A 15,022-nucleotide genomic window follows, 5' to 3' on the forward strand; every position below is an offset into this window, starting at 1 on the left:
TTAGCAATTTAAATCACATAATTAATGTGAATATATAAAATATTTTTAGCACAACGCTATGTGCACTGTCACCCACTCAACAGATCGCGGTAATCGTTCATTTTTTATACTATTCAGGGATAAAAAAAGGCCCCTGTTGAAATTGCAGGGGCCTGGTACGAGCAAGCATCATATTGGGCGACATGATGCAACGGTAAAAATCATTTGGCCTGATGGCGTTCAATGATTCCTTTCATTTCAGCAACCGCCGCCCCGTCTACGACATAACGCGAATACTCGTCCGCGTGTGCATCTGATGACATGGACAATCCTTGATTACGATAACGCATCGGTGAGGCTTGCCACGCTCCCGCGGAGCTATGGACTTCCAGCACTCCGGCATCGAGGAAGTGGTGCAGGTTTTCTGCACGGACTCCTGCTCCGGCCATAATGATTGGAGCATCACGATGGGCAATAAGTTCCATAATTTTTGATAAACCTTGCAGTGCGTCTGATTTTTGCCCTGATGTCAGCACCCGGACAATGCCCAATTCCGCAAGATTATTGAGTGTATTTAGAGGGTTAGCGCACATATCAAAGGCGCGATGAAAAGTCACTGCCAGCGGACCGGCAGCAGCCATTATTTTTTCCATTCGTGACATATCGACATTACCGTCAACATCGAGCACGCCTGTCACCAGTCCAGGAAAACCTAATTCGCGGACTGTGCGCACATCCTCAAGAATGGCGGCAAACTCACCGTCGCTGTAGCAAAAATCACCACCGCGTGGGCGGATAATCGGATGCACAGGGATCGTCACCCGCTGGCGCACGGATTTCAGTACACCCAACGACGGCGTTAAGCCCCCCTCTTTTGGGGCTGCGCATAATTCAACTCTGTCTGCGCCGTTTTGCTGCGCCGTTAGTGCACATTCCATGCTGTAACAGCAAATTTCCAGTAATGCCATTTTTACTCCTTAATTACGCCGACTGCTCGCTGGCAACGATCTCTTCAATGGACCACGGATGAAACTTAATAGTTGTTTTGCCATCGGTGACCGCCAGCGTCGGATTCGGTAATCGCTCATGCTCACCTTTTGGCGAACTGGTTTTAACTGAGATCCCCGGTAGGCTGAGTCCTTCATCAGAAAGCAATGCCAGCGCACGGGCATTCAGCGTTTCTGGATCACCCGGCAGAACGATTTCAATATGTTCCCAACCTTCGTGCGGGTAACGTTTTTCCCCGGGCCACGGTAGCTCCACAATGGAAAACTGCCAGTGAGCAACCTGTACCGGTTCATGCAATTTAAACAGACAAATCGGTCTGCCATTGATCATATTTTCTGACAAAAGCTCGCCGCACTGTTCAAACCCGCGACGCCAGCGTTCAGCGGTGGCGTTTTGATGGCAACGCAAGGAAATGTGATCGGCAGTCAACGGAGTGATATCCAACCCCAAACGGCGGGAAAGTTCATCTAATGCGTGGGTAAATCGCGGTAAATCCGATGCAATATCCTGCAGCTCGTCGATAGATTGCCAGTTCGCCATAATCACTCTTCGTCTTTCAGTAAAAGCGTTAATTTACCCTGTTGCCCTGCGCCAACCAACCGCTGATTTCACGCCGCTTCTGATGCAATAGTGAAAACGGCAATACGGCACGCGCACGTTGCTGACGAAAACAGCCATTTGCAGTATACTCCCGCCCTAATTTCTTTAACTGGTGCGGGCAATTTTTGCTCGCTTCATCAATGTAAGGTATTCCGGTGAATATTCAGGCTCTTCTCTCAGAAAAAGTCCGTCAGGCCATGATTGCGGCAGGCGCGCCTGCGGATTGCGAACCGCAGGTTCGTCAGTCAGCAAAAGTTCAGTTCGGCGACTATCAGGCTAACGGCATGATGGCAGTTGCTAAAAAACTGGGTATGGCACCGCGACAATTAGCAGAGCAGGTGCTGACTCATCTGGATCTTAACGGTATCGCCAGCAAAGTTGAGATCGCCGGTCCAGGCTTTATCAACATTTTCCTTGATCCGGCATTCCTGGCTGAACATGTTCAGCAGGCGCTGGCGTCCGATCGTCTCGGTGTTGCTACGCCAGAAAAACAGACCATTGTGGTTGACTACTCTGCGCCAAACGTGGCGAAAGAGATGCACGTCGGTCACCTGCGCTCTACCATTATTGGTGACGCAGCAGTGCGTACTCTGGAGTTCCTCGGTCACAAAGTGATTCGCGCAAACCACGTCGGCGACTGGGGCACTCAGTTCGGTATGCTGATTGCATGGCTGGAAAAGCAGCAGCAGGAAAACGCCGGTGAAATGGAGCTGGCTGACCTTGAAGGTTTCTACCGCGATGCGAAAAAGCATTACGACGAAGATGAAGAGTTTGCCGAGCGTGCACGTAACTACGTGGTAAAACTGCAAAGCGGTGACGAATATTTCCGCGAGATGTGGCGCAAACTGGTCGACATCACCATGACGCAGAACCAGATCACCTACGATCGTCTCAACGTGACGCTGACCCGTGATGACGTGATGGGCGAAAGCCTCTACAACCCAATGCTGCCAGGAATTGTGGCGGATCTCAAAGCCAAAGGTCTGGCAGTAGAAAGCGAAGGGGCGACCGTCGTATTCCTTGATGAGTTTAAAAACAAGGAAGGCGAGCCGATGGGCGTGATCATTCAGAAGAAAGATGGCGGCTATCTCTACACCACCACTGATATCGCCTGTGCGAAATATCGTTATGAAACACTGCATGCCGATCGCGTGCTGTATTACATCGACTCCCGTCAGCATCAACACCTGATGCAGGCATGGGCGATCGTCCGTAAAGCAGGCTATGTACCGGAATCCGTACCGCTGGAACACCACATGTTCGGCATGATGCTGGGTAAAGACGGCAAACCGTTCAAAACCCGCGCGGGTGGTACAGTGAAACTGGCCGATCTGCTGGATGAAGCCCTGGAACGTGCACGCCGTCTGGTGGCAGAAAAGAACCCGGATATGCCAGCCGACGAGCTGGAAAAACTGGCTAACGCGGTTGGTATTGGTGCGGTGAAATATGCGGATCTCTCCAAAAACCGCACCACGGACTACATCTTCGACTGGGACAACATGCTGGCGTTTGAGGGTAATACCGCGCCTTACATGCAGTATGCATACACGCGTGTATTGTCCGTGTTCCGTAAAGCAGAAATTGACGAAGAGCAACTGGCTGCAGCTCCGGTTATCATCCGTGAAGATCGTGAAGCGCAACTGGCAGCTCGCCTGCTGCAGTTTGAAGAAACCCTCACCGTGGTTGCCCGTGAAGGCACGCCGCATGTAATGTGTGCTTACCTGTACGATCTGGCCGGTCTGTTCTCTGGCTTCTACGAGCACTGCCCGATCCTCAGCGCAGAAAACGAAGAAGTGCGTAACAGCCGTCTAAAACTGGCACAACTGACGGCGAAGACGCTGAAGCTGGGTCTGGATACGCTGGGTATTGAGACTGTAGAGCGTATGTAATCGATTTTTCGTGAGAGTGAAGCCTGATCAGGGTTAGCCGATCAGGCTTTTTTATTGCCATCTAAATGTATTCTGAAAACGGACATGCCATCGTTTTCTCACTGTTGAGTAAGAGGCCAGAAGCGTAATATCCAGGCCCAGGAAAACGATAACGGTTCAATTTAAGGAATACCGCAGTGTTTAAATTTCTTGTATTAACATTAGGCATTATCTCTTGCCAGGCTTACGCAGAAGATACGGTTATAGTAAATGATCATGACATTTCAGCCATCAAAGATTGTTGGCAAAAAAATTCAGATGATGATACTGACATTAACGTGATCAAATCATGTCTGCGACAAGAATACAATCTCGTCGATGCGCAATTAAATAAAGCTTATGGTGAAGCTTATCGTTATATAGAACAAGTGCCACGCACAGGTGCAAAAAAACCTGATACCGAACAACTTAACTTGCTTAAAAAATCACAACGAGCCTGGCTGGATTTTAGAGACAAAGAATGTGAATTAATCCTTTCAAATGAGGATGTTCAGGATTTAAGTGACCCTTATTCTGAATCAGAATGGCTATCATGTATGATCATACAGACCAATACGCGAACTCGCCAGTTGCAGCTATACCGTAACTCTGAAGATTTTTATCCAAGCCCTTTGACAAGAGGATAATTCACATATTTTTGGCATGTTTTGTTGCAATCTATTCCTGATAAATGATTGCAACAAAACATCCAGCCTTTTTCACTGAGTCATTAAACATACTCGCGAGCGCGTAATTTTTATTTGTCCTTCAGCGATAATTCACAATCACTTCATTCCGTTGTACCTTTAGCGGTGGAATTAACCGCCCACCGCCAGGCACTTCCCAGATAAAGCGCAACGGTTCTGCTGCCGCTATACCGGAAAAGGCCACGGTGGTTCCGCTCTGCCCCTCTAATTCGACACAACGAGATTGCGAACACAAGCGAACCCGCAGTCCTGCAGGTGTCGGGCCGATAAGCTGATAACGCCACGCCACCAGCGTCATCAATCCTGAAGCAGGTTGTCGAGTAGAAAGAGGCGCTGACGACATCGACTCACCGCGATGATTTAGCGTAATTCCGACACTACTTGCCTGCCACATCCCCTCCCCGGCGGCTTGCACTAGCAGCGGAAACAATAATATTGCTAATAAGGTTCTCATCATTTACCGCCAATTGTCGCCGTCATGCGGATATGTCGGTTATCAGATAGTTCCAGATTCGACAGCACCACTAACTGCGGCAAGCTGCGGCGCAGAAAGCGAGACAATAATGGTCGCAGCGCGTGGTTCACCAACAATACTGGCGGCGCACCCAACATCTCCTGACGGGATAGCGCTTCCTGAGTTTGCGCCAGTAAACGATCCGCCAGCCCTGGCTCCAGTCCGCCCCCGCCCTGCAACGCCTGTAGCAACAAACGTTCCAGCGGTGTATCGAGGCCAATAACATGGACTTCATCTTTGCCAGGAAACCACTGCTGGGTAATCGCCCGTCCCAACGCCACGCGCACGACGGCGGTTAATTCATGTGGATCACTTTGGATGGGTGCATGTTCCGCCAGCGTTTCGAGAATGGTGCGCATATCGCGAATCGGTACTTTTTCATCGAGGAGATTTTGCAGCACTTTATGCAATGTGGTGAGCGTGACGACGCCAGGAACGAGATCTTCCGTCAGCTTTGGCATCTCCTGGGCGACGCGATCCAGCAGCTGTTGCGCCTCCTGACGACCAAACAGCTCTGCGGCATGCTGGCTAATGAGGTGGTTAAGATGCGTTGCTACCACCGTGCTGGCCTCAACCACGGTGTACCCCTGAATCTGCGCCTGTTCTTTTAGCGCACTTTCAATCCAGATAGCATTCAGGCCAAATGCCGGATCGATGGTCGCCTCACCAGGTAACGTCCCGGCAGCGGTTCCAGGGTTAATCGCCAGCCAGCGCCCCGGATAAGCATCACCACTGCCTATCTCCACGCCTTTCATCAAAATGCGATAGCGGGCAGGTTGCAGATCCATATTGTCGCGAATGTGCACCACCGGCGGCAAGAAGCCCATTTCCTGAGCAAATTTCTTACGAATACTACGAATACGGCCCAGCAACTCGCCATCTTGTTGGAAATCAACCATCGGGATCAGTCGATAACCCACTTCCATTCCCAGAGAATCTTCCAGTTGTACATCGTTCCACGTCGCTTCGACAACGGCATTATTCTCTGCCATTTTTACCGGTTTGGGTTCGGCAGGCGCTTTTTGTTCGCGTCCGCGGATCCACCAGGCCAGCCCCAGCAATCCAGCAGTGAACAGCAAAAATACCAGGTTCGGCATTCCAGGCACCAGGCCGAGCAAACCGAGCACGGCGGCGCTTAACAACATAACGCTTGGGTTACTGAAAAGCTGATTCACCATCTGCTCGCCAACATCCTGATCGGTGCTGACACGCGTAACAATGACCCCCGCGGCGGTAGAAATCACCAGCGCCGGGATTTGTGCCACCAGACCGTCGCCAATGGTCAAGAGCGTATAACTTTCCGCCGCGTGTCCCATGCTCATGCCATGTTGCAGCACGCCGACCAGCAACCCGCCGACAACGTTAATGACCATGATGAGGATCCCGGCGATGGCATCGCCGCGGACAAACTTACTTGCCCCGTCCATTGAGCCGTAAAAATCGGCTTCCTGAGTGACTTCGGAGCGGCGTTTTTTCGCCTCATCTTCACCAATCAATCCGGCGTTAAGGTCGGCGTCAATCGCCATCTGCTTACCCGGCATACCATCGAGAACAAAGCGCGCACCCACTTCTGCGATACGCCCGGCACCTTTGGTAATGACCATAAAGTTGATGATCACGAGAATGACAAACACCACGATACCGATAGCGAAATTGCCACCAACGAGGAAGTGACCGAACGCTTCGACCACCTTCCCAGCCGCCGCTGCGCCGGTATGCCCTTCCATCAAAATGATACGGGTTGAAGCCACGTTAAGTGCCAGACGCAACAGCGTGGTAAACAACAGAATGGTCGGAAACGCAGCAAACTCAAGCGTGCGCTGGGTAAACATCGCCACCAGCAACACCATGATCGACAAGGCAATATTGAAGGTAAACAACAGGTCGAGTATGAATGCGGGCAGTGGCAGCACCATCATCGACAAGATCAACAGGATCAAAATCGGTCCGGCAAGGATCTGCCATTGTGTCGATTTCAGGTTTGCGGGCAGGCGCAGCATCGCGGCCAGATTACTCATGGGTCGGTTTCTCGTTAATAAAATCCAGGGCTTCCGGCACCGGAAGATGAGTAGGTTGTACAGGGCGCTGTCCACCAGCCAGACGCCAGCGTTTCAGTTGCCAGACCCAGGCCAGCACTTCCGCCACCGCGGCGTACAGTTGACCCGGGATTTGTTGACCAATCTCCGCATGTCGATACAGCGCTCGCGCCAGCGGCGGCGCTTCAAGCGTCGGGACGTTATTTTCAGCGCCAATTTCACGAATGCGCAGCGCGACCAGCCCTGCACCTTTAGCGACCACTTTCGGTGCGCTCATTTTGTTTTCGTCATACTGCAACGCTACCGAATAGTGGGTCGGGTTATTGACAATGACATCCGCTTTCGGCACATCGGCCATCATCCGACGCCGTGCGGCAGCTCGCTGCATCTGACGGATCCGTCCTTTAACATGGGGGTCGCCTTCGCTTTGTTTGAACTCATCACGAATATCCTGCCGCGACATTCGCAGCTTTTTCAGGTGGCTGAAGATTTGGAAAAAGACGTCAAATCCCACCATTGGAATGACACCAAGCACCACCAGCAGTGCGCATAGCCCTACCAGATCCATCGCATTACCCATGGCGGTAATCTGAGACTCGGCCATTAAGCGCATCATCTGCGGCCAGTGATGCCAGAGAAAAAACCCCGCCACGCTGCCAACCAGGATGGTTTTCAAAATTGCTTTAAGTAACTCCGCGCCAGTCTGTGCCGAGAACATCCGTTTAATGCCCGATAGCGGGTTGAGTTTGGAAAACTTCGGCTGCAAGGATTTGCCGCTAAATACCAGCCCTCCCAGCATGACCGGAGAAATGAGCGCCACCAGCACCACGCCGCTAATCAGCGGCAGCAGCGCCAGCATGGCTTCTCTGATCAGCAGAATAATTTGCCCGAGGATCAGATTCGGGTCATTGATAATACTGTGATCAAAATGCAGCCCAGCGGAGAGCATGCCCGACAATCGACGGGCCAGCGACACACCGCCAAACCAGATAACACTAACGCCCACCAGCAAAATCAGCAGTGAAGTCAGTTCACGGGAACGCGGGATTTGCCCCTCTTCCCGCGCTTTTTCTAGTCGGTGAGGTGTGGGGGCTTCTGTTTTGTCGTCGCTCTCGTCAGACACGTCGCCAATCCTGGAAAGAGTATTAAGCGTAAATGATGCCAGAGCGCAAAGCGTTCAATGGTTTGAGTAAGGGGCAAAACAGGCGGGATTTAGGGCTTTTGCTGCCACACATCAAGCATAGTGTGCGTTTGTCGGATGCGGCGTCATCGCCTTATCAGACCGCCTGATATGACGTGGTCACGCCACATCAGGCAATACAAATCAAAATCCAAGACTATCCAACAAATCGTCCACCTGATCCTGACTGGCTACCACACCGGCTTTGCTGGTATCGACCTGAGGTCCATTAAGCAAACTCTGGTTTTCACGTTTTGGACGCGACTCCTGTTCCGGGATGTTTTCCAACAGCACCATCAGCAACTGGCGTTCGATCTCCTGAATGACATCCATCATCCGCTTAATAACCTGTCCGGTGAGATCCTGAAAATCCTGCGCCATCATGATTTCCAGCAGTTGCGCGTTAGTAAAGCTGGTATGCGCGGGTACATCTGCCAGAAATTGTCGTGTATCTGTTACCAGTTCACGGGCGTCGGCAAGGTCAATCGGATCGGCAAACCAGTCATCCCAACGTTGGGTTAACGCTTTTGCTGATTTCTCCATTTGATCCTGATGCGGTTGTGACGCCTCAACACTGTTCAGCGCCCGCTCCGCAGCCTGGGCGGTCATCTGCACAACATAGTACAAACGATCGCGCGCATCCGGGATGGCTTCCGCCGCTTCGGCAATGGCCTGATCCAGCCCCAGTTCCCGCAAACTGTCGCGCAGCATACGCGTCAGGCTGCCGATGCGCGCAATGATATCGCCAGCTGAATGCTCGTCAGCAGGTTTGATTGATGGTTGCATCATAGTCGCATCCTCACATGCCCAGTTTCTCAAAGATTTTGTTGAGTTTTTCCTCCAGCGTCGCGGCGGTAAATGGCTTCACCACATAGCCACTGGCCCCCGCTTGCGCCGCAGCAATGATGTTCTCTTTCTTCGCTTCTGCAGTCACCATTAACACTGGCAATGCCGACATCGCGCCATCTGCACGAATCGTTTTCAGCAACTCCAGGCCATCCATATTGGGCATGTTCCAGTCGGAGATAACAAATCCATAACCGCCTGCCTGCAACTTATTGAGAGCGTCGACGCCATCTTCCGCTTCCTCAACATTATTGAATCCCAGCTCTTTCAGCAGGTTACGCACTATGCGTCGCATGGTGGAAAAGTCATCCACAACCAAAAATTTAAGTTCTTTATCCGCCATTTCACACTCCTGATTTAAATACGTATCGCCTGTCCGGCACTAATTTTTGCCAACATTTGTTGGCTTACCTGGCTAAGATCGACCACTTCGCAGACACCACCCATATTGATGGCCTCGCGCGGCATGCCGAACACCACGCAACTTGCTTCGTTTTGCGCAAGGGTCCATGCCCCCGCCTGACGCATCGCCAACATTCCTGCCGCGCCGTCGTTGCCCATACCGGTCAGGATCACCCCAACCGCATTACGCCCCGCCTGTTTGGCGACAGAATGGAACAACACATCTACCGAAGGCCGATGACGGTTAACCGCCGGGCCATCGTGAATTTTGATTTGATAATTTGCGCCACTACGCGCCAGCTCCATATGCCGATCGCCCGGCGCGATATAGGCATGCCCCGGCAAGACACGTTCTCCGTCTTCGGCTTCTTTAACCCCGATCTGGCAAAGCTTATTAAGTCTGTCGGCAAAAGAGCGGGTGAAACCGGGCGGCATATGCTGGGTAATTAACAGTGCCGGGCTGGAAAGCGGCAACGGTTGCAGTACGTGACGAATTGCCTCAGTTCCACCCGTTGAAGCACCAATCGCAATCAGTTTTTCAGAACTCAGCAACGGCCCCGCCTTCAGCGTTGTCGGTGCCGACAATGGCTTATGTGCTGCAAGGCTCGCCTTTGCTGCCGTACGCACCTTTTCAGCAATCATTTCGCTATACGCCAGCATACCTTCGCGAATACCCAGTTGCGGTTTGGTGACAAAATCTATCGCCCCCAGCTCCAGCGCGCGCAGCGTAACTTCTGACCCTTTGCCGGTCAGGGAAGAAACCATCACTACGGGCATTGGACGCAAACGCATTAATTTTTCGAGGAAATCCAGTCCGTCCATCCGCGGCATTTCAACATCCAGCGTCAATACATCGGGATTGAATTTCTTAATCAAATCACGCGCAACCAGCGGATCAGGGGCGGTCGCCACCATTTCCATGTCGCTATGGCTGTTGATGATTTCTGTCATGATCTGGCGCATCAGTGCCGAATCATCGACAGATAACACCCTGATTTTGCTCATCGTTAATCCTTACTTAGCGCATACACCGTCTGACCACGCAGCGTGAAGCGGCGCTCAAGGTGGCTAAAGTTTTCAGAGTGACCCGCAAACAGCAATCCGTCGGATTTAAGGAGCGGAACAAAGCGGCGCAAAATCTCCTGCTGGGTAGTTTGATCGAAGTAGATCATGACGTTACGACAGAAGATCGCATCAAACGGCCCCGGCACGGTGTACTGTTTCGCCAGTAAATTCAGCGGGGCAAAATCAACATAGTTCGCCAGCTCCTGACGCACGCGTACCAGCCCTTCATGCGGTCCCGTCCCTCGCATGAAATACCGTTGCAGTTGCTGCGGCGTCAGGTTTTTCAACTCTTCATGGCGATAGATACCGCTTCTGGCTTTTTCCAGCACTTCGGTGTCGATATCACTGGCAAACACTTTCCAGCGTCCGGGCGCGGTGCCCAATGTGTCAGCCAGCGTCATCGCAATGCTGTACGGCTCTTCGCCGGTCGAAGCCGCCGCGCTCCATACGCGATACTCGCCAGAACGGCGACGTGCGTGATCCGCGAGCAGAGGGAAATGATGTGCCTCACGGAAAAATGCCGTCAGATTCGTGGTCAGCGAATTGATAAACGCCTGCCACTCACCGCTGTGCTGATTAGATTCCAGCAAGTTCAGATAATGACCGAAATCCGTCAGTCCCAGCGAACGCAAACGACGAACCAGTCGGTTGTAAACCATGTCGCGTTTATGGTCAGCCAGAACGATCCCGGCTCGTTGATAGATCAATTGACTTATCCGCCGAAAATGCGCGTCGGAAAGCGCCAGGCGCTCGGTCATCTGTAACAATAAAGACGTTTGCCCACAGGGCAGAGATGAAGTCATAGCGCCTTCTCAATCACTTCAGGATACCACTGGCGCAATTTGTAACTGCGCCGACTCATGTCGTGCTACTTCATGTTCTTCAAGGGTAAATACCGCCACACGCGACGAAAGATGGTCGGCCTGATTCGCCAGTTGTTCCGTTGCCACCGCCGCTTCTTCTACCAGCGAGGCGTTCTGCTGAGTCACCTGATCCATCTGGCTGACAGCCTGTGCAACCTGCTCAATCCCCCGCCGTTGTTCTTCCGACGCCGAAGCAATTTCTCCCATAATGTCGTTCACGCGGGTCACCGAACTGACAATATCGGTCATGGTCGCGGCGGCGTTATTCACCAGTTTCGAACCCTGCTGGACACGATTGACTGACTCTTCGATCAGCCCTTTGATCTCTTTTGCTGCCTGCGCGCTACGGCTGGCAAGATTGCGCACTTCACCTGCCACTACCGCAAAACCACGCCCCTGCTCTCCGGCGCGAGCCGCTTCCACTGCCGCATTCAGGGCCAGAATATTAGTCTGGAAAGCAATTCCGTCGATAACGCTGATAATGTCGCCAATTTTTTGCGAGCTGGTGGCGATCTCCTGCATGGTGTGAGTCATGGTACTGACCTGAACACCGCCCGCCTGCGCCGTTGTCGCGGCATTTTTTGCCAGTTCCGACGCCTGTCGTGCGTTATCGGCGTTTTGCCCTACCGTGGCGGTTAATTGCTCCATACTGGCGGCCGTTTGTGCCAGCGATGCCGCCTGCTGTTCGGTACGACTTGAGAGATCGTTATTGCCTGCGACAATCTCCGCGATCCCAATGTGCATCTCCTGGCTTCCCTTACGCACATCACTCACCGTCCCACGCAAAGCCTGCTGCATGGTCTTCAGGCTGGCAAAAATGGCGGTGATCTCATTACGACCATATACCGCAATCGGACGCGCCAGATTACCCGCAGCAATGCTGTCAAAATGGCTACCGATAATGGCCAGTGGTTGAACAATCATCTTGCGCGTCCACCACAGCGCACTGCTGATGTAGATCGCCGCAACAATAATCATGCTGATAAACACCAGCGCCGAAATCTGATAGTTACGCTGGCTTTGCGCACTGGCGGCTTCCAGCACATGGTTGATCTCCAGCTGCCAGGCCTCAAAGTTAACGTCAAACGCATTCTGTGATCCCTGCACCGGCGCAGTGAGGAAATCCGAAAGTTGATTACTTTCAAGCCAGGTCGCCTGATGTTCGAGATCGTTGTGCCAGCGGGCAAAACTTTTCTCCGTCTCTTTTTGCAATACCCTGACGTGCTCGTTGCCCGCAGTCATCGCCATAAAACTTTTAAACAGCGTGGTGGATTGCGTCAGACTGGCGCGCGCCGTCGTCATCAACGTTTTAATGTCATCCGCCGGATAGCTAAGCGCTGTCAGAGTGCCTGCTTTGTTCAGCGCGGTACTGGCCTGTAACATTACCGCCCGAGTTTGCGCTAATGCCGCACGTTGCTGATTGCTCTGCTCGACCTGATTCAGTCGTTGCAAATCGTCGCGAAATGCCCAAAAAGACATGCCGTTACTGCCAATCTGCAAGATCCCGCAGAGAATCAAAATTAAAAACAGCGTGGTCGAAATTCGAATACGATTAAACATCAACGCTCCCCATCAGGCGGCAATGACCGCGTTAGTAAATACTCGTCAAAATGTTTCCCAGTTTGGATCTTGTTCAGCAATTCGCAGTCGTGGCTGTGCCGGTGGTTGCTCACTGGCAGGACGGGATGGTGTTTGCGGTTTATTGGTGAGTGGGCTGGCTGCCAGACGAAACGCGGAAACCGCTTGCGTTAAACGACTAGCCTGTTCTTCCAGCGCAGCTGCAGCGGCAGCTGATTCCTGCACCAGCGATGCGTTCTGTTGCGTGACGCGATCCATTTCCGAAACCGCCAATGCGACTTGATCGATGCCACGGCTCTGTTCATCCGATGCCGATGCAATCTCGCCCATAATGTCAGTCACGCGAGTGACAGCATTGACGATATTGTTCATTGTTTCCCCGGCGCTTTCGACCAGCACCGAACCGGTATCAACGCGCGAGACGGAGTCTTCAATGAGAGCTTTGATCTCTTTTGCCGCCTGGGCGCTACGACTGGCAAGATTACGCACTTCGCCCGCCACCACGGCAAAACCACGGCCCTGTTCACCCGCTCGCGCGGCTTCAACCGCGGCATTCAGCGCGAGGATATTAGTCTGGAAGGCAATACCGTCGATAACGCTGATAATGTCGGCAATTTTCTTCGAACTATCGGCGATCTCATGCATCGTTTTCACTACGCCATCCACCACTTTGCCGCCGTGCTGGGCGGTGTCGGAGGCACTTTGCGCCAGTTGCGAGGCCTGGCGGGCGTTATCGGCGTTTTGCTTCACTGTCGCGGTGAGCTGCTCCATGCTGGCGGCAGTTTCTTCCAGCGCGGATGCCTGCTGTTCAGTACGGGAGGAAAGATCGGTGTTGCCCGCCGCAATTTCACGGGTACCGGCATAGATGGCATCTGAACCTTCGCGGACATGAGTGACGGTGTCAGTCAAAGAGCGTTGCATATGTGAAACGCTCTGCGCCAGGTCGCCCATTTCACTGCGCCCGTCAATGGTCAGGGTATTCGCCAGGTTACCACCGGCGATTTCGCGAATGTGAGCAATAATTTTTGCCAGCGGTGTAAGCAACATACGGCGAATGCCGTACCACGCTACCAGCAGAATCAATACCACCACCAGCGCGATAACCGCCAGTTGCCACTGGGCAAATCGGTAATCATCTGCGTTGTCAGTGACGATATCGCGATACAGTTTTTCACTGCTGAGGGCGTACTGAGCAAACGCTTCGCCCATTGCATTTTGCATTCCCTGGGTTGGCTGAGCGAAATAAGCTCCAGTATTGCCATAATCAAGATAATCAATCAGCTCAGTTAACGCTGTGTGATAGTTTTTATATTTTTCATCAATATTACGACTGGTAGCGACCATTTCAGGTAACGGTGCCATGCTTTTGAATTTTTTATAATGAGTCGCGGCCTGGGCCAATGTTTTCCTGGCGCTATCGAGCAATTCAACTTTGGCATTACTTTGTTGATTGGAGGAATCCATCATCATCCGCACCGCTGAACGACTCAGGTTAATGCGCGTTTGCAGCATTAAATCCCAGGTTGACGTCAGCTCGCCCTGCTGTTCCCGTAATTGATTGGAAACCACAAAGCTCTTCTGGCTATGGTGAAGGGAAGAAAAAAACAGACTGCCGGAAATAAGCTGTAACAGTGCGAATACCCCCAGCACCATTACCAACAGCGTGACTACGCGGATACGGTTAATCATAAGGCACCTTCCTGAAAACAAGTTGATCTCGTTATCGGCAAGGAAGGGGGAAACTTTATTGCTGATGCCACCCGCCGCGAAATTGAAATAAAAAACCCGATGCGCAGATCATCGGGTTCATTTCAATTGAGGAAATCGGGAGAATTACGCCACTTCTGACGCCGCGCTATCTAACAGCGCCATCTCTTCGCTGTTCAGCAGTTTTTCGATGTTCACCAGAATCAACATCCGGTCGCCCAGTGCGCCCAGTCCAGTGAGATATTCTGTTGAAAGCGTCACGGCAAATTCCGGTGCCGGACGAATTTGCTCCGCCGTCAATGAAAGCACATCTGAAACGCCGTCAACCACGATGCCGACCACCCGCTGTCCGAGATTCAGGACGATAACTACCGTGTTGTCGTTATAGTCCACATCCACCTGGCTGAACTTAATTCGTAAGTCAACAATCGGCACAATAACGCCGCGCAGATTCGTGACGCCTTTGATAAACGCTGGCGTGTTCGCAATCCGTGTTACCTGATCGTAGCCACGGATCTCCTGCACTTTCAGGATATCAATACCGTACTCTTCATCACCAAGGGTAAATACCAGAAATTCCTGGCCTGACGGCTCGCTGGCCAGCTTTGTTACATTCGTCATACCGGTCAT

15 protein-coding genes are annotated in these 15,022 nt (G+C 52.2%); 2 read left to right on the forward strand and 13 right to left on the reverse strand.

Features of this window, described 5'->3' with window-relative positions; translation table 11 throughout:
- Nucleotides 1-200: 200 nt before the first annotated feature.
- Complete coding sequence (cutC, locus tag HUZ68_RS13130) at nucleotides 201-947, reverse strand: copper homeostasis protein CutC (protein ID WP_068866705.1); 747 nt, start codon at nucleotides 945-947, stop codon at nucleotides 201-203.
- A 13-nt stretch (nucleotides 948-960) separates the two neighbouring features.
- Nucleotides 961-1,527 (reverse strand): VOC family protein, encoded by a 567-nt coding sequence (locus HUZ68_RS13135; RefSeq protein ID WP_001307851.1) that lies wholly within the window; start codon nucleotides 1,525-1,527, stop codon nucleotides 961-963.
- Nucleotides 1,528-1,742: 215 nt separating this feature from the next.
- Here HUZ68_RS13135 and argS point away from each other — a divergent pair, with 215 nt between their 5' ends.
- Nucleotides 1,743-3,476 (forward strand): arginine--tRNA ligase, encoded by a 1,734-nt coding sequence (gene argS, locus HUZ68_RS13140; RefSeq protein WP_001025322.1) that lies wholly within the window; start codon nucleotides 1,743-1,745, stop codon nucleotides 3,474-3,476.
- A gap of 41 nt (nucleotides 3,477-3,517) precedes the next feature.
- Here the strand turns inward: argS and HUZ68_RS13145 are convergent, their stop codons facing one another.
- Nucleotides 3,518-3,562: a hypothetical protein gene (locus HUZ68_RS13145; RefSeq protein WP_212734366.1), complete on the reverse strand. Its 45-nt coding sequence runs from the start codon at nucleotides 3,560-3,562 to the stop codon at nucleotides 3,518-3,520.
- 90 nt (nucleotides 3,563-3,652) lie between these two features.
- Between HUZ68_RS13145 and HUZ68_RS13150 the strand changes: the two genes are divergently transcribed.
- Nucleotides 3,653-4,141, forward strand: a complete 489-nt coding sequence (locus HUZ68_RS13150) for a lysozyme inhibitor LprI family protein (protein WP_001307852.1) — start codon at nucleotides 3,653-3,655, stop codon at nucleotides 4,139-4,141.
- A 121-nt stretch (nucleotides 4,142-4,262) separates the two neighbouring features.
- Here the strand turns inward: HUZ68_RS13150 and flhE are convergent, their stop codons facing one another.
- From flhE to cheW, 10 genes are all read right to left on the reverse strand, one after another.
- Nucleotides 4,263-4,655, reverse strand: a complete 393-nt coding sequence (gene flhE / locus HUZ68_RS13155; RefSeq protein ID WP_001259576.1) for a flagellar protein FlhE — start codon at nucleotides 4,653-4,655, stop codon at nucleotides 4,263-4,265.
- Nucleotides 4,655-6,733 (reverse strand): flagellar biosynthesis protein FlhA, encoded by a 2,079-nt coding sequence (gene flhA, locus HUZ68_RS13160; RefSeq protein WP_000066966.1) that lies wholly within the window; start codon nucleotides 6,731-6,733, stop codon nucleotides 4,655-4,657. The genes flhE and flhA overlap by 1 nt, the downstream gene beginning before the upstream one ends.
- Nucleotides 6,726-7,874 (reverse strand): flagellar biosynthesis protein FlhB, encoded by a 1,149-nt coding sequence (gene flhB, locus HUZ68_RS13165; RefSeq protein WP_029392727.1) that lies wholly within the window; start codon nucleotides 7,872-7,874, stop codon nucleotides 6,726-6,728. Before flhB ends, flhA begins: the two co-directional genes overlap by 8 nt.
- A 201-nt stretch (nucleotides 7,875-8,075) precedes the next feature.
- Nucleotides 8,076-8,720 carry a protein phosphatase CheZ gene (gene cheZ, locus HUZ68_RS13170; RefSeq protein ID WP_000983609.1) on the reverse strand — a complete coding sequence of 215 codons (645 nt, stop codon included), beginning with the start codon at nucleotides 8,718-8,720 and terminating at the stop codon, nucleotides 8,076-8,078.
- Between the two features lie 10 nt (nucleotides 8,721-8,730).
- Nucleotides 8,731-9,120, reverse strand: a complete 390-nt coding sequence (gene cheY, locus HUZ68_RS13175; protein ID WP_000763867.1) for a chemotaxis response regulator CheY — start codon at nucleotides 9,118-9,120, stop codon at nucleotides 8,731-8,733.
- Nucleotides 9,121-9,134: 14 nt separating this feature from the next.
- Entirely contained in the window at nucleotides 9,135-10,184 is a 1,050-nt protein-coding gene (cheB, locus tag HUZ68_RS13180) for a protein-glutamate methylesterase/protein glutamine deamidase (RefSeq protein WP_000036371.1), read from the reverse strand.
- Nucleotides 10,185-10,186: 2 nt separating this feature from the next.
- The gene (gene cheR / locus HUZ68_RS13185) at nucleotides 10,187-11,047 is read right to left on the reverse strand and encodes a protein-glutamate O-methyltransferase CheR (protein WP_021559268.1); all 861 of its coding nucleotides are present in this window, start codon (nucleotides 11,045-11,047) and stop codon (nucleotides 10,187-10,189) included.
- Nucleotides 11,048-11,065: 18 nt separating this feature from the next.
- Nucleotides 11,066-12,667: a methyl-accepting chemotaxis protein IV gene (gene tap, locus HUZ68_RS13190; RefSeq protein ID WP_021513093.1), complete on the reverse strand. Its 1,602-nt coding sequence runs from the start codon at nucleotides 12,665-12,667 to the stop codon at nucleotides 11,066-11,068.
- Between the two features lie 45 nt (nucleotides 12,668-12,712).
- On the reverse strand, nucleotides 12,713-14,374 hold the full coding sequence (tar, locus tag HUZ68_RS13195) for a methyl-accepting chemotaxis protein II (RefSeq protein WP_001313042.1): 1,662 nt from the start codon (nucleotides 14,372-14,374) through the stop codon (nucleotides 12,713-12,715).
- A gap of 144 nt (nucleotides 14,375-14,518) precedes the next feature.
- A complete protein-coding gene (gene cheW / locus HUZ68_RS13200) occupies nucleotides 14,519-15,022 on the reverse strand; it encodes a chemotaxis protein CheW (RefSeq protein WP_000147302.1) in 504 nt (167 codons plus the stop codon).

The sequence above is a fragment of the Shigella dysenteriae genome (assembly GCF_022354085.1).
GTDB classification, from domain to species: domain Bacteria; phylum Pseudomonadota; class Gammaproteobacteria; order Enterobacterales; family Enterobacteriaceae; genus Escherichia; species Escherichia coli.

Bases quoted from the DNA above. Each gene is read 5' to 3' on its own strand.
- cutC (WP_068866705.1), bottom strand. From the start codon at position 947: ATGGCATTACTGGAAATTTGCTGTTACAGCATGGAATGTGCACTAACG.
- HUZ68_RS13135 (WP_001307851.1), bottom strand. From the start codon at position 1,527: ATGGCGAACTGGCAATCTATCGACGAGCTGCAGGATATTGCATCGGAT.
- flhE (WP_001259576.1), bottom strand. From the start codon at position 4,655: ATGAGAACCTTATTAGCAATATTATTGTTTCCGCTGCTAGTGCAAGCC.
- flhA (WP_000066966.1), bottom strand. From the start codon at position 6,733: ATGAGTAATCTGGCCGCGATGCTGCGCCTGCCCGCAAACCTGAAATCG.
- cheZ (WP_000983609.1), bottom strand. From the start codon at position 8,720: ATGATGCAACCATCAATCAAACCTGCTGACGAGCATTCAGCTGGCGAT.
- cheY (WP_000763867.1), bottom strand. From the start codon at position 9,120: ATGGCGGATAAAGAACTTAAATTTTTGGTTGTGGATGACTTTTCCACC.
- cheB (WP_000036371.1), bottom strand. From the start codon at position 10,184: ATGAGCAAAATCAGGGTGTTATCTGTCGATGATTCGGCACTGATGCGC.
- cheR (WP_021559268.1), bottom strand. From the start codon at position 11,047: ATGACTTCATCTCTGCCCTGTGGGCAAACGTCTTTATTGTTACAGATG.
- tap (WP_021513093.1), bottom strand. From the start codon at position 12,667: ATGTTTAATCGTATTCGAATTTCGACCACGCTGTTTTTAATTTTGATT.
- tar (WP_001313042.1), bottom strand. From the start codon at position 14,374: ATGATTAACCGTATCCGCGTAGTCACGCTGTTGGTAATGGTGCTGGGG.
- cheW (WP_000147302.1), bottom strand. From the start codon at position 15,022: ATGACCGGTATGACGAATGTAACAAAGCTGGCCAGCGAGCCGTCAGGC.